The organism is Gallaecimonas zhanjiangensis (assembly GCF_057624825.1).
Genome location: NZ_CM172603.1, coordinates 3391125 through 3412377 on the forward strand (window position 1 = coordinate 3391125; position 21253 = coordinate 3412377).

Annotated in this window: 21 protein-coding genes; 13 read left to right on the top strand and 8 right to left on the bottom strand. The window is 58.5% G+C overall.

Annotated elements, in window-relative coordinates; genetic code table 11:
- The first annotated feature begins 13 nt into the window (after positions 1-13).
- The 7 genes from dksA to panD all read left to right on the top strand — a co-directional run bounded on the left by dksA (position 14) and on the right by panD (position 5418).
- Positions 14-463 carry an RNA polymerase-binding protein DksA gene (gene dksA / locus AC22G1_RS16045; protein WP_487314257.1) on the top strand — a complete coding sequence of 150 codons (450 nt, stop codon included), beginning with the start codon at positions 14-16 and terminating at the stop codon, positions 461-463.
- Positions 463-1320 (top strand): tRNA glutamyl-Q(34) synthetase GluQRS, encoded by an 858-nt coding sequence (gene gluQRS / locus AC22G1_RS16050; protein WP_487314258.1) that lies wholly within the window; start codon positions 463-465, stop codon positions 1318-1320. Before dksA ends, gluQRS begins: the two co-directional genes overlap by 1 nt.
- Positions 1321-1362: 42 nt before the next feature.
- On the top strand, positions 1363-2715 hold the full coding sequence (gene pcnB / locus AC22G1_RS16055; RefSeq protein WP_487316741.1) for a polynucleotide adenylyltransferase PcnB: 1353 nt from the start codon (positions 1363-1365) through the stop codon (positions 2713-2715).
- Positions 2712-3197: a 2-amino-4-hydroxy-6-hydroxymethyldihydropteridine diphosphokinase gene (folK, locus tag AC22G1_RS16060; RefSeq protein ID WP_487314259.1), complete on the top strand. Its 486-nt coding sequence runs from the start codon at positions 2712-2714 to the stop codon at positions 3195-3197. Before pcnB ends, folK begins: the two co-directional genes overlap by 4 nt.
- A 56-nt stretch (positions 3198-3253) precedes the next feature.
- Positions 3254-4075 (top strand): 3-methyl-2-oxobutanoate hydroxymethyltransferase, encoded by an 822-nt coding sequence (panB, locus tag AC22G1_RS16065; protein WP_487314260.1) that lies wholly within the window; start codon positions 3254-3256, stop codon positions 4073-4075.
- A gap of 12 nt (positions 4076-4087) precedes the next feature.
- The gene (panC, locus tag AC22G1_RS16070) at positions 4088-4942 is read left to right on the top strand and encodes a pantoate--beta-alanine ligase (RefSeq protein ID WP_487314261.1); all 855 of its coding nucleotides are present in this window, start codon (positions 4088-4090) and stop codon (positions 4940-4942) included.
- A 95-nt stretch (positions 4943-5037) separates the two neighbouring features.
- Positions 5038-5418: an aspartate 1-decarboxylase gene (panD, locus tag AC22G1_RS16075; RefSeq protein ID WP_050657773.1), complete on the top strand. Its 381-nt coding sequence runs from the start codon at positions 5038-5040 to the stop codon at positions 5416-5418.
- A 180-nt stretch (positions 5419-5598) separates the two neighbouring features.
- Here panD and trmB read toward each other — a convergent pair whose 3' ends face one another.
- The 4 genes from trmB to AC22G1_RS16095 all read right to left on the bottom strand — a co-directional run bounded on the left by trmB (position 5599) and on the right by AC22G1_RS16095 (position 10882).
- A complete protein-coding gene (trmB, locus tag AC22G1_RS16080; protein ID WP_487314262.1) occupies positions 5599-6255 on the bottom strand; it encodes a tRNA (guanine(46)-N(7))-methyltransferase TrmB in 657 nt (218 codons plus the stop codon).
- Positions 6255-7025, bottom strand: coding sequence for an ABC transporter permease (locus AC22G1_RS16085; RefSeq protein ID WP_487314263.1), 771 nt, complete (start codon positions 7023-7025; stop codon positions 6255-6257). The genes trmB and AC22G1_RS16085 overlap by 1 nt, the downstream gene beginning before the upstream one ends.
- Positions 7022-7960 (bottom strand): ABC transporter ATP-binding protein, encoded by a 939-nt coding sequence (locus AC22G1_RS16090; protein WP_487314264.1) that lies wholly within the window; start codon positions 7958-7960, stop codon positions 7022-7024. The genes AC22G1_RS16085 and AC22G1_RS16090 overlap by 4 nt, the downstream gene beginning before the upstream one ends.
- Before the next feature lie 132 nt (positions 7961-8092).
- On the bottom strand, positions 8093-10882 hold the full coding sequence (locus tag AC22G1_RS16095; protein ID WP_487314265.1) for an EAL domain-containing protein: 2790 nt from the start codon (positions 10880-10882) through the stop codon (positions 8093-8095).
- 353 nt (positions 10883-11235) lie between these two features.
- Here AC22G1_RS16095 and rbp point away from each other — a divergent pair, with 353 nt between their 5' ends.
- Both rbp and can read left to right on the top strand, forming a co-directional pair.
- Positions 11236-11502 carry an RNA-binding regulator gene (gene rbp / locus AC22G1_RS16100; RefSeq protein ID WP_487314266.1) on the top strand — a complete coding sequence of 89 codons (267 nt, stop codon included), beginning with the start codon at positions 11236-11238 and terminating at the stop codon, positions 11500-11502.
- Positions 11503-11619: 117 nt separating this feature from the next.
- Positions 11620-12267: a carbonate dehydratase gene (gene can / locus AC22G1_RS16105; RefSeq protein ID WP_487314267.1), complete on the top strand. Its 648-nt coding sequence runs from the start codon at positions 11620-11622 to the stop codon at positions 12265-12267.
- A 42-nt stretch (positions 12268-12309) separates the two neighbouring features.
- On the opposite strand, the gene hpt is transcribed toward can, so the two are convergent.
- From hpt to mpl, 3 genes are read right to left on the bottom strand one after another with little or no spacing between them, the layout of a single operon-like run.
- Positions 12310-12840, bottom strand: coding sequence for a hypoxanthine phosphoribosyltransferase (gene hpt / locus AC22G1_RS16110; protein WP_487314268.1), 531 nt, complete (start codon positions 12838-12840; stop codon positions 12310-12312).
- Positions 12841-12884: 44 nt separating this feature from the next.
- Positions 12885-13499 (bottom strand): flavin prenyltransferase UbiX, encoded by a 615-nt coding sequence (locus tag AC22G1_RS16115; protein ID WP_417362665.1) that lies wholly within the window; start codon positions 13497-13499, stop codon positions 12885-12887.
- Positions 13492-14844, bottom strand: a complete 1353-nt coding sequence (gene mpl / locus AC22G1_RS16120; protein ID WP_417362663.1) for a UDP-N-acetylmuramate:L-alanyl-gamma-D-glutamyl-meso-diaminopimelate ligase — start codon at positions 14842-14844, stop codon at positions 13492-13494. Before mpl ends, AC22G1_RS16115 begins: the two co-directional genes overlap by 8 nt.
- Positions 14845-14984: 140 nt before the next feature.
- Between mpl and AC22G1_RS16125 the strand changes: the two genes are divergently transcribed.
- Together AC22G1_RS16125 and ppa are read left to right on the top strand one after the other, a co-directional pair.
- The gene (locus AC22G1_RS16125; protein ID WP_487314269.1) at positions 14985-15959 is read left to right on the top strand and encodes a class 1 fructose-bisphosphatase; all 975 of its coding nucleotides are present in this window, start codon (positions 14985-14987) and stop codon (positions 15957-15959) included.
- 98 nt (positions 15960-16057) lie between these two features.
- A complete protein-coding gene (ppa, locus tag AC22G1_RS16130) occupies positions 16058-16588 on the top strand; it encodes an inorganic diphosphatase (protein WP_487314270.1) in 531 nt (176 codons plus the stop codon).
- Between the two features lie 60 nt (positions 16589-16648).
- Here ppa and AC22G1_RS16135 read toward each other — a convergent pair whose 3' ends face one another.
- Positions 16649-18229, bottom strand: coding sequence for a CehA/McbA family metallohydrolase domain-containing protein (locus tag AC22G1_RS16135; protein WP_487314271.1), 1581 nt, complete (start codon positions 18227-18229; stop codon positions 16649-16651).
- A gap of 378 nt (positions 18230-18607) precedes the next feature.
- Between AC22G1_RS16135 and AC22G1_RS16140 the strand changes: the two genes are divergently transcribed.
- The gene (locus AC22G1_RS16140) at positions 18608-19468 is read left to right on the top strand and encodes a YncE family protein (protein WP_487314272.1); all 861 of its coding nucleotides are present in this window, start codon (positions 18608-18610) and stop codon (positions 19466-19468) included.
- 103 nt (positions 19469-19571) lie between these two features.
- A complete protein-coding gene (locus AC22G1_RS16145; RefSeq protein WP_487314273.1) occupies positions 19572-21185 on the top strand; it encodes a sodium:solute symporter family protein in 1614 nt (537 codons plus the stop codon).
- Positions 21186-21253: the final 68 nt, after the last annotated feature.

The window sequence follows — 21253 nt, forward strand, 5'->3', positions numbered from 1 at the left end:
TAGGAGAGTCAGCATGGCTGAAATCAAGAAGAAAAGCTCCCTGGGGGTCCTGGCAATTGCCGAGGTGGAGCCTTATCAAGAGAAGCCAGGCGAAGAGTACATGAGCGAGGCTCAGCTTGCGCATTTTCGCAAGATCCTCGAAGCATGGCGTCGCCAGCTCAGGGAAGAAGTGGATCGGACCGTGACCCACATGAAGGATGAAGCAGCCAACTTCGCCGACCCGGCCGACAGGGCCTCGCAAGAGGAAGAGTTCAGTCTGGAGCTGCGCACCCGCGACCGCGAGCGCAAGCTGATTAAGAAGATTGAAAAGACCCTGCAGATCATCGAAGACGGTGATTACGGCTACTGTGAGTCTTGCGGTGTTGAGATCGGCATTCGCCGCCTCGAAGCCCGCCCTACTGCCGAACTTTGCATTGACTGCAAAACCCTGGCAGAGATCCGCGAGAAGCAAATGGCCGGCTGATGCCCGGTTATGTGGGGCGTTTTGCCCCAAGCCCTTCAGGGCCGTTACACCTGGGTTCCCTGGTGGCGGCCCTTGGTTCTTTTCTGGACGCCAAACGCCACCAAGGCCGCTGGCTGCTCCGTATCGAAGATATCGACCCTCCCCGTGAAGTGCCCGGTGCCAGCGACGCCATCTTACGTACCCTGGATGCCTTTGGCCTGCATTGGGACGGCGCCGTTCGCTATCAAAGCGCCTGCCATGACCGCTACCGTGAACGCCTGGCCTTTTTAGCCAGCAACGGGCTGAGTTATCGCTGCGCCTGTACCCGCAAGCAACTCAAAGCCCAAGGCCTACACCAGCGCGAACTGTGCCGATGCCCGGCAACTGCTGAGGCTGCGGCGCTGCGCTTTAAAAACGACGAACCCCAAAGCCAATTTACCGACCGGCGCCTGGGCCAAATAACGGTACCGGCAGCCCTAGCCTGTGAAGATTTCATTATCCACCGTAAAGACGGCCTTTTCGCCTACCAACTGGCGGTGGTGAGCGACGATATCGACCAGGGCGTTACCCAAATTGTGCGGGGGGCCGATCTGCTGGAGGCCACCGTCTGGCAATTGCAGCTGTACCGGGCCTTTGGCGCCCAGCAGACCCGGTATCTGCACCTGCCGCTGGTGATGGGCGAAGACGGCCAGAAGCTCTCCAAACAGAACCACGCCGCCCCCATTGACGATGCCAATCCGCTACCGGCGCTCAACATGGCCCTTGGTTATCTTGGCCTTGAAGGGCGCGACGACAGCTCGGTAGAGGCCATGCTCAAAGACGCCATCATGCAATGGTCATGGCTGGATGATTCTCAACCGGCGCAAGCTCGGGTATGATTTGCGCCTTAATCAGCTTGTATGTGCATTCAGGTGAACGCCATCATTTCCAGAGTTATTGATTTTTGTCGCCGGGTTGTCGGCGGTAAAGAAGAAGAAGTCACCAGCGTTATCCCCAGGGACGACCACTCCATCAGTCGCAAGGACATCAGCGACAACGCGCTCAAGGTGCTTTACCGCCTCAACAAGGCCGGTTACCAGGCTTATCTGGTGGGCGGCGGTGTCCGCGATCTGCTGTTGGGCCTTCAGCCCAAGGATTTTGACATCGTTACCAACGCCAGGCCTGACGACATCAAAAAACTGTTCCGCAACTGCCGCCTGGTTGGGCGGCGGTTCCGCCTGGCCCATATCCTCTTTGGCCGCGACATCATCGAAGTGGCCACCTTCCGGGGCAGCCAGACCGACGACCCCCAGGCCGCCCGCTCCGACGAAGGCATGCTGCTGCGCGACAACGCCTACTCCGACTCGGTCGAAGAAGACGCCCTGCGCCGCGATTTCTCCATCAACGCCCTTTACTACAACATCGCCGATTACAGCATCCTCGACTTTGCTGGCGGCATGAAGGCGCTGGAGAACCGCCGTATCGAGCTGATTGGCAACCCTGCCACCCGCTACCGCGAAGATCCGGTACGGATGCTGCGGGCGGTGCGCTTTGCCACCAAGCTCGGCATGGATATCGCCCCGGCGACTGCCGCTCCCATCCGCGAATTGGCGCCACTGCTGGACGACATTCCGGCAGCGCGCCTTTTTGAAGAGAGCCTCAAGCTGTTCATGGCCGGCAAAGGCCTGGATAACTTCCAGATGCTGAGCGAGTACGGCCTGCTGCAACGGCTGTTCCCGAGCCTGGTGCCGTTTTTGGACGACCCGCGCGCTGGCCGCTTTATCGAGCTGGCCCTTGAGAACACCGACTATCGGGTCCGTAACGATCTGAAAAGCACCCCGGCATTCTTGTTTGCCGCCCTGCTGTGGCCGGTGCTGGACGTCAGAGCCCAGGACATCCTCTTGGAGTCTGGCCTGCCCACCAACGACGCCTATCAGATAGCCATGAACGAAGTGCTGGACGAGCAATGCAAACGCATCGCCATTCCGCGCCGCTTTACCACCACCATCCGCGAGATTTGGACCTTGCAGACCCGCCTGGACAAACGCGCCGGCCGCCGCGCCGACCGCCTGTTCGAGCACCCGCGTTTTCGCGCCGCTTTTGATTTCCTGGAAATGCGTGGCGAAGTGGAAGGCAAGGAGATCAAGGCCCTGGCCCAGTGGTGGCACCAGTATCAGGAAACCGACGGCAGCGGCCGCCAGCAGTTGGTGTCTGGCCTGTTTGAAGCCAAAGGCCCCAAACGCCGCAAGCCCCGTAAGCGCAAACCTCGCCCCCGTACCCAAGGCGAGGCGTGAGGGTCAGGGCCTATATCGGGCTGGGCGCCAATTTGGCCAGCCCCGCCCGCCAGCTTTGGCAGGCCCTGCATCACCTGGCTACCATCGAGCACAGCACGCTGGTGGCCAGTTCCAGTTTCTACGGCTCCAAACCCATGGGGCCGCAAGACCAGCCTGACTATGTCAATGCCGTGGCGGCTCTGGATACTGCTCTGCCCCCTTTGGCGTTGCTGGACGCCCTGCAAGCCATAGAGCAGCGCCAGGGGCGAGTGCGCCAGCGGCGCTGGGGCGAGCGCACCCTGGATTTAGACCTGCTGCTTTACGGCCAGCAGCGGCTGGCACTGCCCAGGCTTACGGTGCCCCATGAGGGCCTTAAAGCCCGCCCTTTTGTCCTAGACCCCTTGAAAGAGCTGGCTCCCAAACTGGTATTACCAGACGGGGAGTCCTTGGAAAACCTGCCTTCCCAAGCCGGGGAGCTGGTCAAGGTAGCAGCGCCTCTTTGAGTCGGCTGCACCTTGAGTTAGAGTAATCGCCCTAATTTCGCTCGGAAGGTCCTCTTATGAGCAAGGTAAACGAAGCGGCGCTCAAAAAGCGCACCAGCATTTCCACCCTGCATAAGATGAAACAAAAAGGTGAGAAGTTCGCGACCCTCACCGCCTACGACGCCAGTTTTGCCCAGCTTTTTGACGAGCAGGGCGTTGCCATGTTGCTGATTGGCGACTCCCTTGGCAACGTAGTCCAGGGCCTGGACGACACCCTGGGCGTTACCACCGAAGACATCGCCTACCACACCCGCTGCGTACGCCGCGCTACCCAGGGCGCCCTTATCGTCGCCGACCTGCCGTTTATGAGTTACGCCACCCCCCAGCAGGCCTGCGAAAATGCCGCCATGCTGATGCGCGCCGGCGCCCAGATGGTCAAGCTTGAAGGCGGTGAGTGGGTGTGCGACACCATCCGTACCCTGGTGGAGCGCTCAGTGCCGGTGTGCGCCCACATCGGCCTGATGCCCCAATCGGTACATGTGATGGGTGGCTATAAGGTGCAGGGCAAGAGCGAAGAAGACGCCGCCCGCATTCTGCGTGAAGCCAAAGCCGTGGAAGCCGCTGGCGCCCAGCTGTTGGTGATTGAATGTGTCAGCAAGAAGGTGGCCAAGGCGGTAACCGAGGCGCTCAGCATTCCGGTTATCGGCATTGGCGCCGGCCCCGACACCGACGGCCAGGTACTGGTGATGCACGACCTGTTTGGCATCAGCGCCGGGCATATTCCCAAGTTCTCCAAGAATTTCCTGATAGAAACCGGCAACATGCAAGACGCGGTTGCCCGTTATGTTTCCGACGTGGCCGAAGGGCGTTTCCCGGCGGCCGAGCACTCCTTTGATTGAGGTAACCATAGAATGCGCACCGTGCATTCCGTTAAAGATCTGCGCGCCCAGGTAAAGGCCTGGCACCAGAAAGGGGAGCGGGTCGCCCTGGTCCCCACCATGGGCAACCTGCACCAGGGGCACCTGACTTTGGTCAGGGAAGCCAAGCAATTGGCCGACCGGGTGGTGGTCTCCATTTTCGTCAACCCCATGCAGTTTGGGGCCAACGAGGACCTGTCGGCCTACCCGCGAACGCCGGACGAAGACTCCAGCGCCCTGTTCGAAGAAGGGGTGGATCTGCTGTTCATGCCGAGCGTAGAGGCCCTCTACCCCAACGGTATGGAAGGCCACACCAAGGTGGAAGTGCCCGCCATTTCCGATCTGTACTGTGGCCAGACCCGCCCCGGGCATTTTCGCGGTGTGGCGACGGTGGTGTGCAAGCTCTTTAACCTGGTTCAGCCCGATATCGCCTGCTTTGGCACCAAGGACTACCAGCAGTTGGCCGTTATTCGCCGTATGGTCGAAGATTTGGCCATGCCCATCGACATCAAAGGTGTTGAGACGGTGCGCGCTGAAGACGGCCTGGCCCTTAGCTCCCGTAACGGCTACCTCACCAGCGAGGAGCGCGCCCAGGCGCCAACCCTTTACGCCACCCTCAATGCCATGAGCGATAGCCTCACCCAGGGTGAGCAGGATTTTGCCGCCCTTATCGACCAGGGCAAAGCCCAGCTCAGCCAAGCCGGATTTAAGCCCGATTACCTTTATATCCTCAACGCTGACACCCTGCTGCCGGCAGCAAAAGAGGATAAGGAATTGGTTTTATTGGCTGCGGCCTACCTGGGTAAAGCGCGGCTCATCGACAACCTGCGAGTAGATTTGCAGGCCTAACCGAATTGGTTTATATTGCGCCGACTTTCTCGGCTACGTGGTACGATAGCCGCGTTTCCCCGTAAAGGTCGCGAAGAAACATAGGATTTTTAGCCATGCAAAGAGTCATGCTGCAAGGCAAACTGCACCAGGCCCGAGTAACCCACTCTGTTCTGGAATATGAAGGTTCCTGTGCCATCGACCAGGACTTCCTGGACGCTGCCGGCATTCTGGAATACGAAGAGATCCAGATTTACAACATCGACAACGGTGAGCGCTTCACCACCTACGCCATCAGCGGCGAACGTGGTTCCAAAGTGATCTCCGTCAACGGTGCGGCAGCCCACAAGGCCAAGCAAGGTGACCGCGTGATCATCTGCGCTTTTGTCCGCCTCGATGATGCCGAAGCCAAGAAGCACAAGCCCAGCCTTGTCTACCTTGATGCCAAGAACAACATCGTGCGTACCAGTAAGGATATTCCTGTACAGGTTGCCTGATATTGATCTGGACAAAGAAAACGCCGGCTTTTGCCGGCGTTTTTCGTTATTCCATCATGGCCCACAGATAAATCCCTTCAAGGGCCAGTAGCAGCGCCGCTCCCGTGGCGATCACCAACAGTTTTACCTTCACTAAGTCTTTCATGGCGGCCCCGTTAATGGTGGTGCTCACCCTTAACTCTAGCCAGCCCCCAAATGGGCGTCCAGCTGCCAGCATTGCTGCCCGGCAGCCCGGTACTTGTGTTCAAAGGGGGTCATGGCGGCACCTTTGGCTTCGCTTTGCACCGCGTCTTTGCCGGCAAGGCTAAGCGCCCTGGCAAACTCCTCGATATAAAGCCGCCAGTTGGAGCGCAGCTGCAGCTGGCCACCCAGGGCCAGCAGCGCCTTAAAGGCCGGGCTGCCGTGCCAGCGCCGGCCCAAGTGGGCAGCTTTGGGCCAGGGGTTGGGGTAGAGCAGGTAATGGTGGCTGGGAAAATAACCGTGCTCGGCCATCAGCCGCCACAGATCGTTAAGATCGGCCCGCAGCACCAAGTAGTTATCACGGGCCAGGGCATAGTGCGCGTGTTTACCAAGGCGGTGAGCCGATTTGTCCACGCCCAGCACCAGCGCCTCGGGGTGACGCTCGGCCAGCAGCGCCGTGCTCTGCCCTACCCCGCAGCAACTATCCAGTACCAGAGGCCGGGAGCGGCCCGCCAGCCACTTTTCGAGTTCGCTAAAGGCGGCCAGGCTGTGCTCGGCATAGGGCTTTTGAAAGTCATGAGCGAGGTGGCGCAGCACCACCTCGTCCAGCTTGTCGTGCAGCCCCAGCTGATTACTGCTGACCGCCCTTGCCGTCATCAGTGGCGCAGCCCTACACCGTTCTTGATGAGGTAAAGAGCCAGGCCATACATGGCCACAATCATCACCGTCAGTACCGTAAAGGCCTGCCACAGGGCAATATCCGCCGAGCCCAAAAAGCCGTAGCGAAAGGCGTTAACCATGTAGAGGATGGGGTTGATGTGGCTCAGGCCCTGCCAGAAGCCCGGCAGCAGGCTGATGGAGTAGAACACGCCGCCAAGGTAGGTCAGCGGGGTCAATATGAAAGTGGGCACAATGGAGATATCGTCGAAGCTCTTGGCAAAGATGGCGTTCAAAAGGCCGCCGAGGCTGAACAGCAACGAGGTTAGCAAGACGGTCACCACCACCACCAGCGGATGCTGGATTTGGATATGGGCGAAGAAAAACGACACCACGGTCACAATCGCGCCCACCAACAGGCCCCTTGCCATGCCACCGGCCACAAAGCCCCAGATGATGATGCTGTTGGGGATAGGCGCCACCAGCATTTCCTCGATGAAACGCTGGAACTTGGCCGAGAAGAAGCTCGATGCCACGTTGGAATAGGAGTTGGTGATCACCGACATCATGATGAGGCCGGGCACAATGAACTCCATGTAGTCATAACCGCCCATCTTGCCCACCCGGCTGCCGATGAGGCTGCCGAAGATGATGAAATAGAGGGTCATGGTGATGGCCGGCGGCACCAGGGTTTGCACCCAGATCCGCATGAAGCGGTTGATTTCCTTGTAGACGATGGAATTCAGGGCAATACGGTTACGGCTGTTCATGCCTGTCCTCCGTTGCGGCCGTTCTCGACCAGGGTGACAAAGAGTTCTTCGAGACGATTGGCCTTGTTGCGCATGCTGAGCACTTCAATACCCTGAGCGGACAACTGGGCAAACAGTGGATTAAGGCCAGCTTCCTTGGCTACCTGCACTTCCAGGCTGTTGCCGTCCAGCAGCTTGGTCTCAAAGCCATCAAGCTTGGCCTCAGGGGCGTCAGCGGCCAGATCCAGGATGAAGGTCTCGGTATTGAGCTTACCCAGCAGCCCCTTCATGGTGGTGTTCTCGATGATGCGGCCATGGTCGATGATGGCGATGTTGCGGCACAGCATCTCGGCTTCTTCGAGGTAGTGGGTAGTCAGGATGATGGTCAGCCCCTCTTCATTGAGCTGCCGCAGATAGCGCCACATGGTGCGGCGAATTTCGATATCGACCCCAGCAGTGGGCTCGTCAAGAATAAGCAGCTTGGGCTCATGTACCAGGGCGCGGGCTATCATCAGCCGGCGCTTCATGCCGCCGGAAAGCTCGCGGGTGCGGGCGTCTTTCTTGCCCCAAAGGTCCAGCTCTTTTAGCAGCTGTTCGGCCTTTTTCAGCGCTACCGGCCGAGGTACGCCGTAATAGCCCGCTTGGTTGACCACCACCTGCTGCACGGTTTCAAACTGGTTGAAGTTAAACTCCTGGGGTACCAGGCCCAGGGCGCTTTTGGCCGATACCGGGTCGCTGTCCAGGTCGTGCCCAAAGATGCTGACCTTGCCTTCACTCTTGTTGACCAAGGAGGACAAGATGCCAATGGTGGTGGATTTGCCGGCGCCGTTGGGGCCGAGCAGGGCAAAGAAGTCGCCCTGGGTGACCTGCAGGTCGATACCCTTGAGGGCCTCGGTACCGCCCTTGTAGGTCTTTTTGAGATTGCTGATATCCAGCGCAATGGGGCTTGCTGACATGGTACCTCCCGATTGAATCCGGCCATTATACGCAAATTCATCGATAGATGCCGACCACGCCAGCATTCCGCCTTAAAAAATAGCCTTATAAATCAAATGGAAATGGTATCTGTGAAATACAGTGTCACAGCCCTAGCCCTTTTCGTTGACCCGCAGCGTTGCCCCTTGGTTGCGTAAGATCACTTCCACTTCCGAGGCCGCCATCGGCTTGCCAAGGTAATAGCCCTGGGCCACGTCCACCTCTTCGGCGGTAAGAATAGCCAGCTGCTCCGGGGTTTCTACCCCTTCGGCTACCACGTTGAGCTCAAGGTTATGGGCCATCTGCACTATGGCGCGAATAAGGGAGCGGGCCTGTTGGTTGTCTTCCCGCAGGCCGCGAATAAAGCTCTGGTCGATTTTCAGGCAATCCACGGCAAAGCGCTTTAAATAACTCAAGCTCGAGTAACCTGTACCGAAATCGTCAATGGCAAGGCTTACATCCAGCCCTTTAAGCCGCTGCACTACCTCGAGGCTGGCCTCGACGTTGTCCATCATCAGGCTTTCGGTCAGCTCCAGCTCCAGGCGGTCGGCAGGAATTGCACTTTGCGCCAGCACTGCTTCAAGCAGGTCAAAAAAATCGGCCCGCAATATTTGCCGCACTGAAATATTCACCGCCATCAAGCCGTTAAAACCCAGCAGCCGCCACTGGGCCAATTGCCGGCAGGCTTCTTCCAGGCACCAGGCACCAAGGGGCATGATAAGGCCGGTTTCCTCGGCCAGCGGGATAAAGCGCCCAGGCGACACGCTGCCAAGCTCGGGGCTGTTCCAGCGCATCAACGCCTCGACCCCTACCACTTGGCCGGTGCTGATCAGTACCTGGGGCTGGTAATACAGCTGCAACTGCTCGGTGCCAATGGCCTCTTTGAGCGCCGCTTCCATTTGCAGGCGCTCGGTAAGGTTTTTGTCCATGTCACGGGCAAAGAAACTGAAAGTGCTGCGGCCACTGTCTTTGGCATGATAAAGCGCGGTATCGGCTTTTCGCAGCAATTGGGCGGCGTTGTCGCCATCTTCAGGGAATACTGACACACCAATGGAGGTGCTGATCCACAGCCGATGGCCGCCCACGCTGAACGGCTCGCTCATCACCGCCAAGATTCGCTCCACCAGCATCTCTACCCGCCGACAGTTCTCAATATTGGGTAGCAGGATAAGAAACTCATCCCCGCCCTGGCGCGACAACAACTCGTCGGCCATGCACAGCGGCTTGATGCGTTTAACCACTTCGTTGAGCAGGGCATCACCGATATCGTGGCCCAGGCTGTCGTTGACCGATTTGAACCGGTCAAGGTCGAGATACACCAGGGCCAGCATATGCTGCTGCTGGCGGGCCTGGCTGATGGCGTTTTCGCATTTATCCACCAGCCAGGTGCGATTGGGCAGGCCAGTTAGCGGGTCGTGGTAGGCCAAAAAGGCAATGCGCGCTTCTGCCGCCTTGCGGTCGGTAATGTCGCTAAATACCGCCACATAATGCAGTATCTGACCGTCATCGTCTTTAACACTGCGGATGCTGAGCCACTGCGGGTAAATCTCGCCGCTTTTACGCTTATTCCAGATCTCCCCCTGCCACATGCCCTGTATGTGAATTTGCTGCCACATCCGCTGATAAAACTGCCGTTCCTGATAGCCAGAACTCAACACCCTGGGGGTATGGCCCACCACATCGTCGGCGCTAAAACCGGTTATGGCGGTAAAGGCGCTATTAACCGCCAGGATGGACTGGCTGGCGTCGGTGATCATCACCCCATCCAGGCTCACTTCCACCACCTGGGCCAAAAGGTGCAAGTCTCTTTCCTTGCGCAGCCGGTCGCTGATGTCCCGAAGCGATAGCAGCAGGTACCGTTTCCCTTGCTCTTCAAAAACGCAGCCTGAGGCTTCGGCCTCTATCTTGTCGCCCCAGCGGCTTTGAAACTGGATGCGCGCGGCATGAAGCAGGTTATCCCTTATCTGCCCAAGTAGCTTTTCACGGTCAGCCGGATCTAGCCACAACCCCAGCTGTGTGGCGGTTTTACCTATGGCCTCTTGCTTGGGCCAGCCAGTGGCTTTTACCCAGTTTTCATTGACGTCCACCAAGGTGCCATCATCCAGCACCGTGACCGTCACCAGATCTGGCATCACTTTGAAAATGCGCAAAAAGCGTGCCTTTTGGTCTTCACCTTCCAGGTTGCTGAGCCGCAGCGCTTCAAGAGCGGCATCTTCGCTGTCCATGGTTTGGTTCAGCCAATGCCCTAGCTGGCCAAGCTCATGGGTGCCAAGTGTCGGTACCCGCGCCTGCCGTTCTCCCTTAATACGGCGCTGCAATACCGCCACCAGAATGTTGAGAGGAGCATTTAGCAAGCGCTGGGAAACCACATAAAAGGCAATGCCAGCCACCATGGCCACTACCAGCGCCAGCCCCAGCAGGCGAATGCGATTGGCAAACTGGGTATCGGCCGAGGGCTGGGTGTCAAACCACAGCAGCAGATAGCGCCCGTCGTCAGCAAAAGGGAACACAAAGAGGCTCTGGCTATCACTGGCGTAACTGTGGGGCTTTTCATCCAGCGCCACGGCCGGTAACCAGACGTTGCTGTTAAGGTCGGCCAGAAGTTGGCCATTGAAGGGGCCACTGCTTTCCACTACCCGGCCCTGCTCGACGATGAGCAGTCTCGACAGCAGCGGCTGCTTAGCCAGGGCAGCAAACTCGGCACTCAAGTCACGGGTGTCGTCCATACCGGCATGGACCAGCGAGGCCACCAGCGCCGCTTCATCTTGCGCCTGACGTTGCAGCGCGGCCATATCGGCACGGTTTTCCAGCCAAATCCCAATGATGGCCACACCCAAAATCATCACCACCATCATTGCCAGCAAACGCACGCGCAACGACTGCCAAAAGGGAGGGTTAGCCATTAGCAATACCTTGCTTATCAACGAGTTCGAGTATTTCTGTGTAGAGGTCCAAGCCAACCCCATCCTTGCGGGCATCCATCATAGGAGCTTGATTAATAGAGGAAACTGCGGGATGAACCTGACAAAGGATAGCATCTGCGTGGGCACCTGCCCGGCAACTGCCTGCCCGCTGCGGCCCCTGGCCAGAATCACAAAAAATTCTCGGGACTTGTTGAAACAAGGCACTTTTCTTGGTTGATTTTTGAGCTATATTAGGCCGGTCAACACTCAGGTGTGCCGGCTGCCCCGACATTGGCGTGCTACGGGTAGGGTCGGTCGTAAAGCCCAGTAGCACGATTTTATGAGAATGATCGATGAATCTGTTCGTATCTAATCTGCCGTTTCGTGTTGAGTCTAACGATCTGGCAGAGCTGTTCAGTCCGTACGGTGAAGTTCAACGTGCTCACATCGTCAAAGATAAAGAAACCGGCCGCTCCAAGGGCTTCGGTTTTGTCGAAATGGCAGACAAGGCCACTGGCGAGGCCGCCATCAAGGGCCTGAACGGCCAGGAGTACCAGGGCCGCAACCTAGTGGTCAACGAGGCCCGCCCTCGCGAGCAGCAAGGCCGCCGCCCCCGCTAAATCATTCCCCAAAGGCCAGCTTTACAGCTGGCCTTTTTGCTTCCCAGACTGCTCGGCTTTGTTCACCGCGCCGCAATGGGTAAACTGTGGGCACTGTTCCGCCGAGACTTCTTGTAAATGAAAGATCCCAAAACACTGCTCGCCAACAACCGCGAGTGGTCTCATCAGATGCGCGAGAACGACCCGACCTTCTTTGAACGTCTGGCCGAACGTCAAAATCCCCACCTGCTTTGGATTGGCTGCGCCGATTCACGGGTACCGGCAGAGCAGCTTACCGGCCTGTTGCCGGGCGAGCTGTTTGTGCACCGCAACGTGGCCAACCAGGTGCTGACCACCGATGTGAACTGCCAGTCAGTTATCGACTTTGCGGTTGGCGCCCTGAAAGTGCGCCATGTCATCGTCTGCGGCCACTATGGCTGCGGCGGCGTGCAAGCGGCCTTGCAAGGCGGCGCCGAGGGTAGCCTGGGCCAATGGCTGCTGGACTTAAAAGAAGTAGCCGAGCGTTACGCGTCACTGCTGGACGGCCTGACCTTTACCGAGCAGGCCAACCGCCTGTGCGAGCTCAACGTGCTGGAAGCGGTATGCCGCGTGGCCCGCTCACCTGCCGTACAAAAGGCCTGGAACGAAGGGCAAAAGCTGTCTATTCACGGCTGGATCTACGGTGTGGCCGACGGCGAGCTGCAAGAGCTGGGCCTGACCATCAACAGCCAGGAAGACATAGTCCCGGCCAGAGACAAGGTGCTGAGCGGTTACTTCAATTCGTAACCCCCCGCCCACGAAAAAGCCCGGCATCTGCCGGGCTTTTTGTTATTCCAGCGGCACCACGATGCCGATATGGGGCAGGTTTCGGTATTTTTGCGCCCAATCGATGCCATAGCCCACCACGAACTCGTCGGGGATGGTAAAGCCGATAAAATCCACCGGCACGTCCACTTCCCGGCGCGACGGTTTGTCCAGCAGGGTGCAGAGTTTGATGCTCTTGGGGTCACGGGTTTGCAGCACCTTGACCACCTTGGAGAGGGTGTTGCCGGTATCGATGATGTCTTCGACGATCAACACATGGCGGCCCTGAATGTCTTCGTCCAGGTCTTTGATGATTTTCACGTCGCGGCTCGAATGCATGGAGCTGCCGTAGCTGGAGACGGTCATGAAATCGAACTCGGCGCTCATGTTCAGCGCCCGGGCAAGGTCTGCCAGGAACACCACGGAGCCGCGCAGCAGGCCCACCAGCAGAATTTCGTCTCCCGGCTGGTAGCTGTTTTCGATTTCTCTGGCCATGGCGTCAACCCTGGCCTTGACGTCGGCTTCGCTGATGAGGACATCAACCCGGTGTTTCATCTTTCTCTCCCGTGCACAACTTGGGCGGCAAGGATACGCCAATCTCAGGCCTTTCCATAGCCCCAGCGGGGCACCAGGCCCTGCTCCAGGCCGATATGGTCAAGCACCCTGGCCACCATGAAATCCACCAGGTCGTCGATGGACTGCGGCTCGTGATAAAACCCCGGCGCCGCCGGCATGATGGTGACCCCAAGGCGGGCCAGTTTCAGCATGTTTTCAAGGTGAATGGCCGACAGCGGGGTTTCTCTGGCGACCAGAATAAGCTGGCCGCGCTCCTTGATAACCACGTCGGCGGCCCGCTCCAGCAGGTTGTCCGAGGCGCCCTGGGCGATGGCCGACAAAGTACCGGTGGAGCAAGGGCAAACCACCATGGTCTTGGGCGCCGCCGAGCCGGAGGCCACTGGCGAGAACCAGTCGTCCTTGCCGTACACCCTGAGCTGGCCGGGCTTGGCCTTGAAGTGCTCGGTCAAAAAGGCCTCGGCCGCCTCGGGCTTGGCCGGGATCTTAAGGGGTGTCTCGGTGGCCAGCACCACCTTGGCCGCCGAGGAGATAAGCAGATGCAGCTGCCAGCCGGCCGCCAGCACGCATTCCATCAATCGCAGCGCGTAAGGCGCGCCAGAGGCGCCGGTAATGGCGAGGGTCAGAGCTTTGTCAGTCACGGCCGGTCTCCAGGGCGGCGAGCAGTTTTTGGTGGATGCCGCCAAAGCCGCCGTTGCTCATTACCAGGATATGGTCCCCGGCCCTGGCCTCACTTATCAGCATCTGCACCAAAGTGTCGACGTTGTCGCTGTAGCTGGCCGGCACCAGGGATTCGTGGCACAGGTCTTTGATGGACCACTTAAGGCCGTGGGGCTCAAACCAGAACACCCGGTCGGCGGCCTTGACCGCGTCGTTAAGCTGGTCGGCGTGCACCCCGGCCTTCATGGTGTTGGAGCGGGGTTCCAGTACCGCCAGAATGCGCTCGCCGCCCACTTTGCGGCGCAGGCCGTCGATGGTGGTGGCAATGGCGGTGGGATGATGGGCAAAGTCGTCGTAAACCGCAACGCCGCCCACTTCACCTTTGAATTCCAGGCGCCGGGCCACGTTTTTAAAGCGGCCAAGGGCTTCGGCGGCCACCTTGAGCGGCACCCCGGCATGACGGGCGGCCGCAATGGCGGCCAGGCCATTGTGGACGTTGTGCATCCCCACCAGTTCCCAGCTCACTTCTACTGCTTCGTCGCCGCTGTGCACGGTGAACTGGCTGCCATCGCCCTTGATAAGCTCGGCCTTGAGATCTTCACCCAGGCGCAATACCTCGCTCCAGCAGCCCTGCTCCAGGGTGGCGGCCACGTTTTGGTCTTTGGAGGGCACAATCACCAGGCCTTTACCCGGCACCATCCGCAGCAAATGGTTGAACTGGCGCTGGATAGCGGCCAAGTCGGTGAAGATATCGGCGTGGTCGAATTCGAGGTTATTGATGATGAGGGTGCGCGGCCGGTAGTGCACGAACTTGGAGCGCTTATCAAAAAACGCGGTGTCGTATTCGTCCGCTTCTACCACAAAAAACGGTGCGTCGCCCAGGCGCGCGGAATGGCCAAAGTTGGCCGGCACCCCGCCCACCAAAAAGCCCGGGTTGAGGCCGGCGTCTTCTAAAATCCAAGTCAGCATGGAGGTGGTGGTGGTTTTGCCGTGGGTGCCGCTAACCGCCAGCACCCAGCGGTCTTTGAGCACCGCATCAAACAGCCATTGGGGGCCTGACACATAAGGAATGCCCAAATTCAGGGCCGCTTCCACGCAGGGGTTGCCCCGGCTCATGGCGTTGCCCACCACCAGCAAATCTGGGGCGGGGTCGAGCTGCGCAGGGTCGTAGCCTTCGGTCAGCACAATGCCGGCGGCTTCCAGCTGGGTGCTCATGGGCGGGTAAACGTTCTGGTCAGAGCCGGTCACCTTGTGGCCCAGCTCCCGGGCCAGTTGGGCCAAGCCGCCCATAAAGGTCCCGCAGATCCCCAAAATGTGTATATGCATGATGCGCTTCATTAATTAGTATCCTGGCGCCTAGTGTAACAGCACAATCCGGCGCAGAAAGCTTAACAGCACGCCCTGTGAGGGCGGGGCGAAATCGTTTATCATGACGGCGCTTTTTTCAGCCGCCGGGAATACTGTCCATGCAATCTTTGGTTAACGCCCTTCGCCAAGACGGGGTCGACAACGCCCTGATAAGCCTGCTCCAGACCGTGGGTGTGGCCTGCAAAGAAATCAATTTTCGCCTGCACCAGGGCGCCCTGGCGGGTGTGCTGGGCTCAACCGAAGACGAAAACGTCCAGGGCGAAGTGCAAAAGAAGCTGGATGTTATCTCCAATGACCTGCTCAAAGATCTGCTGCTGCAAAGCGGCCTGGTCAAAGCCCTGGCCTCGGAAGAAGAAGACGACATCGTGGTGGGCGACATCGACGGCCAGTTCCTCATAGCCTTCGACCCGCTGGACGGTTCGTCCAACATCGACATCAACGCCATGGTTGGCACCATTTTCTCTATCTACCGTGCCAACGATTCGCTGGTGGTTGACGAGTCCTCGTTCTTGCAACCGGGCAGCCAGCAGGTTGCCGCCGGTTACGTGGTGTACGGCCCTGCTACCCTGCTGGTGCTGACCACAGGTAACGGCGTGAAGATGTTCACCCTGGACCAAACCCTCGGCGAGTACCTGCTCACCGTGAACAAGGTGGAGATTGCGCCCGACACCCAGGAATTTGCCATTAATATGTCCAACCAGCGCCACTGGGCCAAGCCGATGCAGGACTACATCGACGACCTGCTCAAAGGCAGCGAAGGCCCCCGCGGCAAGAATTTCAATATGCGCTGGGTGGCGGCCATGGTGGCCGATGTGCACCGCATCCTTTGCCGGGGCGGCCTGTTCAGTTATCCCTGGGATCGCCGGGCACCGGAAAAACCCGGTAAACTGCGCCTGATGTACGAAGCCAACCCCATGGCCATGCTGATTGAGCAAGCTGGCGGCCGCGCTTCTACCGGCACCGAGCGTATTCTCGATATTCAACCGGAACAAATTCACCAGCGGGTAGCCGTAGTATTGGGGGCCGCCAACGAGGTGGGCGCCGTCGAGCAATACTACAGCCACCAGCGCTGAAACGGCGGTGCGGCAAAGTCGCACCGCAGCCTAGTCAGTCACGGACAGGCCGCTATAATAGGCGCCTGAACCAAGTGAGAGTTGAAAGGACAACACCTATGAGCCTGAATCAGGTACCTGCTGGCAAGAACCTCCCCGACGAGATCAACGTCATCATCGAGATCCCGGCCAACGCCAGCCCTATCAAGTACGAAGTAGACAAGGACAGCGGCGCCGTTTTCGTTGACCGCTTCATGTCCACCCCCATGTTCTACCCCTGCAACTACGGCTACGTGAACCACACCCTGAGCCTGGACGGTGACCCGGTAGACGTACTGGTGCCCACCCCCTACCCGCTGATCCACGGCGCCGTTATCCGTTGCCGCCCGGTTGGCGTGCTGAAGATGACCGACGAGTCCGGTGAAGACGCCAAAGTGGTTGCCGTGCCGGTATCCAAGCTCACCAAGATCTATGACGACGTTAAAGACGTCACCGACTTGCCTGAGCTGCTGAAAAACCAGATAACCCACTTCTTCGAGCGCTACAAAGAGCTCGAGCCCGGCAAATGGGTAAAAGTGGAAGGCTGGGCCGATGCCGCTGCCGCCAAAGAAGAAATCATGACTTCCTTCGAGCGCGCCCAGCAAAAATAAGGCTGTGAGTGCTTGGTGAAAAAGCCCCGCTTGCGGGGCTTTTTTTATGGAAGTACGCGGTTAGCTGGCGTTGATGAAAACCGGGTTGGAGTAGAACCACAGATCGTCATAGTTGCGATCGTTAAGCTGGTTATACCAATCCTGCACCGCCTGGCCATCGGCAATGGGGGTTTGGGCGTCCAGCTCGGGGTTACCCTTGCTGGTTTGGCCGGTCACGTTGTAGCCGAGGTTGGTGCCGCGCAGGCGAAAGTACTGGTGGCCGTTGGCAACAAAGCTGAAGCTCATGTTGTAGTAGCCGTCGGCATCAAGGGTCCAGTCACTGGCGGTAAAGGTCTTCACCACCAGGGTGCTGTCGTTGGTGTCTTTGGCGTAGGCATCGGTACCGGGCTCGGCCTTGGTGGTGACGTTACCGGCGATAAGGTCGATATGGTCAAGCCCGGGGTTGGTGCCCACGTAGTTGCCGTCGCCAAGGTCTGGCTCTTTGTTGTTGGCAGTCGGGCTCTTCACGCGGATGGTCAGCGTCACGGTGTCGCCATTGGCGGCCGCGAGGGTCTGGCCCATAACGGCCTTGGCACTGGTGGTGGCCAGCTCAACATCCAGGGCGTTGATGAGATCCCCTGTCACCGCAAAACTGTTGCCCGAGCGCAGCCCGGCAAGCACTGCGGCGGCATCCGGGCTGGAGCTGTCGACCCAGGTGTAGGTCTTGGCATATTCACCGGGGTAGTAGCCGCTGGCGTAGGGCACGATGGCCTTGAAGTGGAAATCCGAGTTGGCCATGTTCCAGACGTGGCGCCCTTCACCCAATAGCGCATCCCACCAGCCCCCTACTTCGGCAACCGTCGGGTCAACCCCGCCAAACAGCCCGGCGCTGCTGTCGCCATAGTCGCCACGGCTGCCGTTGAACTGGTTGCCCACTATGCCCTCAATCATGAAGAACACGTCCGGGGCGGCGTTGTTGAGATCGCGAATGTCACTGATGGTGTAGCTGGAGCGGTAGCGGCGCGGGTGGCTCAGCATGCCATAGCTGGTGGTGGGGAAATTGGCCTGCAACCAGGCCAGGGCCGCCACGGCGTCTTGATGGGTGCTGTTTTGGCGCACCACGCCGGCGGCGTTCCAGGCGGCAACGTCACTGGCGGCAAAATCGCTGAGGCTGTTTTTGTAACTGAACTCGTACTCAAACTGCTTGATGGCCGCCAGCCGTGCCTCGGGATCCTTGGGATCGCCCAAAATACCGATGTTGTAGTGCTCGTGGGTGGGCATGTCCCACTCGAAGCTCGACCACAGCACTTTGCCCGGATACTCGGCCTGTTTGGCCTGCACCGCCGGCTGCTCGTAGTTAACCAGGGCGTCGTAGTAAAGCTGTTCGCCAAGGTCGTTGTCGTCGTTGTCTTGGCTGTTATCGCGCATGTGGTTGGACAGGCTCAAATAATCGAGCCCGAAGCTGGCAAAGGCGTGGTCGATAACATCACTGGTGGGCACCCGGGCATCACCAGAGACCGCGGTATGGGTGTGGATATCACCGGCAACCCAGCGCCCTTGCGCCACTGGCGGCTCGGGGGTGGTGTCGGCGGTGTTGTTATCGTCAGAGCAGGCGCCGAGCAGCAGCAGCGGTAACAAATAAAAGGTTGGCTTGTTATACATTTCATTTAGGCCTTGTAGGGAAAAGAGCGGCCAGTATCAAAAAGAAATACGTCTGAAAAATGTCGGGAATATGACTGTTTAATTGCTTATTAAAGCTGACGAAAACGTAAAGGTAAAAATAGAAACCCAGGCACCTTAAAATTAAAAACAAAAGCGATTAAACGCATTTAAAATCAGACAAATAGAGTACAATTTTAGTAATTAAAACAATCACACCAAAAAACTCAATTCACTAAACATAGCTGGCAAGCGCAGCATAAACGGCATCGATTGAACATACAGAGCTGGCACATCTCCCTCGGGTGCCAATGGCGTTTTATTTATTGCTGCGAGGTCCCCATGTTGAATACCGAAGTTTCTTCACCCTTAAAAAATCAGTTGTTCTTTTTAGACTGGGACAGCACATCCATTTTGAAACTCGACCCGCTAACCCGCCACCACTCCACGGTAATAAACAACCTGGGCGGCTACCCGGACGGCATATTGCTGGACGAAGAAAACGAGCTTATCTACTGGACCAACATGGGCGCCGACTGGAACGGCCCGGATGGTGCCATTGAAGTGGCCCGCCTGGACGGCAGCCAGCGGCGGATGCTGGTGGGCGGCGGCGTTATCACCACCCCCAAGCAGATTGTCTTTAACGCCGACAAATCCTGGCTGTATTTTTGTGACCGCGAAGGGGGCCGGGTGATGCGCTGCCGCCCCGACGGCACCGCGCTTACCACACTGGTGCAGCGGGCGCCGAAGATGCCCGAGCCTCGCGACTTTGTCGACCAATGTGTGGGGATTGCCGTGGACGATGCCAACGGCAAAATCTATTGGAGCCAAAAAGGCCCGTCCAAAGGCAACCAGGGCGCCATCTTTCGCGCCAATATCGAGATCCCACAAGGGCAAAATGCCATCAACCGCACCGATATCGAGACCCTGCTGAGCGCCTTGCCCGAGCCTATCGATCTGGAGATCGATTTTGCCAACGCCACCTTGTATTGGAGCGATCGCGGCGCCGAGCCTAAGGGCAACACCCTCAATAAGGCCCGTATCACCGCCCAGGGCCTGGAGGATCACCAGATAGTGGCCGGGGGTTTTAAAGAAGCCATTGGCCTGGATTTGGATCTGGCCAATCAGCTGGCCTTTGTCAGCGACCTTACCGGCCACGTCTACCAAGTTTCTCTGGCCACAGGCCAGCACCAATTGCTGTATCAACAAGGCCGACTGACCGGCATCAAACGCCACCGCTAAACCAAGTGCCCGCCTGGCGCGGGCTTTGTTAGCGGCATTTGCATCCTTGCCCTTTCCTCGGTAGCTTAAAAAACATCCAGGAAGGAAAAGGTAAGCATTTGTTATGTCTGCACAAATCGGATGGGCCGACTGGCTGGTCATCGGCCTGTATCTGGTTGGCCTTATCCTGTTGAGCCTCTATCTCTCCCGCTCCCAGCATTCGCGCGAAGATTACTACGTGGGCAACCACGGCATTGGCCCCTGGGCCATCGCCATCTCCACTATGGCCACCCAATGCTCCACCAGCTCCATTCTCGGCGCCCCGGCTTTCGTGGCCTTTGCCGCCGGGGGCGGCCTGGTTTGGTTGCAGTACGAACTGGCGGTGCCGCTGGCGATGATTGCCATCATGGTGTTTTTGTTCCCGGCCTTTTACCGGCTGCGATTGATCTCGGTGTACGAGTACCTGGAAAAGCGCTTTGACCTTAAAACTCGGCTTATCTTAAGCGGCCTTTTTCAGCTGGTGCGGGCCTTTGCCACCGCCGTCACGGTGTACGGCATCTCGCTGGTGATTGAGCTGATTACCGGGCTGTCGTTCTTCTGGTCGGTATTGCTAATAGGCGCCATCACCCTGGTGTATGACGTGCTGGGGGGCATTCGCGCAGTTATTTATTCTGACGTGCTGCAAATGCTGATTTTGGTGGTGGTGTTGGCGGGCTTGCTGGCCCTGCTGGTGGCAGAGCTTGGCGGCATCAGTACCGTTTTTGCCGCGCTGCCCGCCGAGCGCCTTCAAAGCCTGGACTTTGCCGCCTCCGGCCTGGGTGACGGCCAAACATTTGCCTTCTGGCCCATGCTGATTGGCGGCTTTTTCCTCTATGTGTCCTACTACGGCTGCGATCAAAGCCAGGTGCAGCGCGAGCTTTGCGCCCAGAGCCTTAACGATGGCCGCAAAGCACTCTTTCTAAACGGTTTGCTGCGCTTTCCCTTTGTACTGCTCTATTGCCTGCTGGGGGTAGCGGTGGCGGCCTTTGCCAGCGCCCACCCGGGCTTTGTCGAGGCGTTGCCCAAGGACGGCGCCAGCCCCAATTACAACCTGGCGGTGCCGCTGATGATGACCCAGCTGCTGCCGACCGGGCTGGTGGGGCTGGCCATGGTGGCGCTCTTTGCCGCCGCCATGTCATCGCTGGATTCGGTGATCAACTCCCTGAGCGCCACCACCATGGAAGACTTTATCCGCCGCTTTCATCGCGGCGCCTGGAGCGAGAGAACCGAGCTTAACCTGTCGCGGCTCACCACCCTGTGCTGGGGCGCGGTGACCTTGACCTTTGCCTTTTTCGTGGGCCGCATCGCCGACACCGTGCTGGAAGCCATCAATATCATCGGCTCTTTGATAAACGGCCCGGTATTGGCGGTTTTTGCCCTGGGGCTGCTGACCCGCCGCGCCAATGGTAACGGCGCCGTGGCCGGGTTGCTGGCCGGTTTTGGCCTTAACCTCTATTGCTGGATAGCGCTACCGGCGCTCTCCTGGTTGTGGTGGAACGCCTTTGGCTTTGGTTGCTGCTTTGCCGTGGGTTACTTGGTGAGCCTACTCAGCCAGCGCCCACGCCTTGAGCACGGCTTGTTCTGGCGCAGCCAGTCCCAGCAGCAAAGCGACCAGTATTGGAAAAAAGGCTACCTTCTGCTGGCGCTCTGGGCCGGGGTTATTCTGCTGGTGGCCTGGGCCCTGGAGCAGTACTCATGAGCCTTCGCCGGCAGGTAAAAACTCTGACCAAGACCGATACTTAGCCTGATAACCCGTTGTTCCTTAAG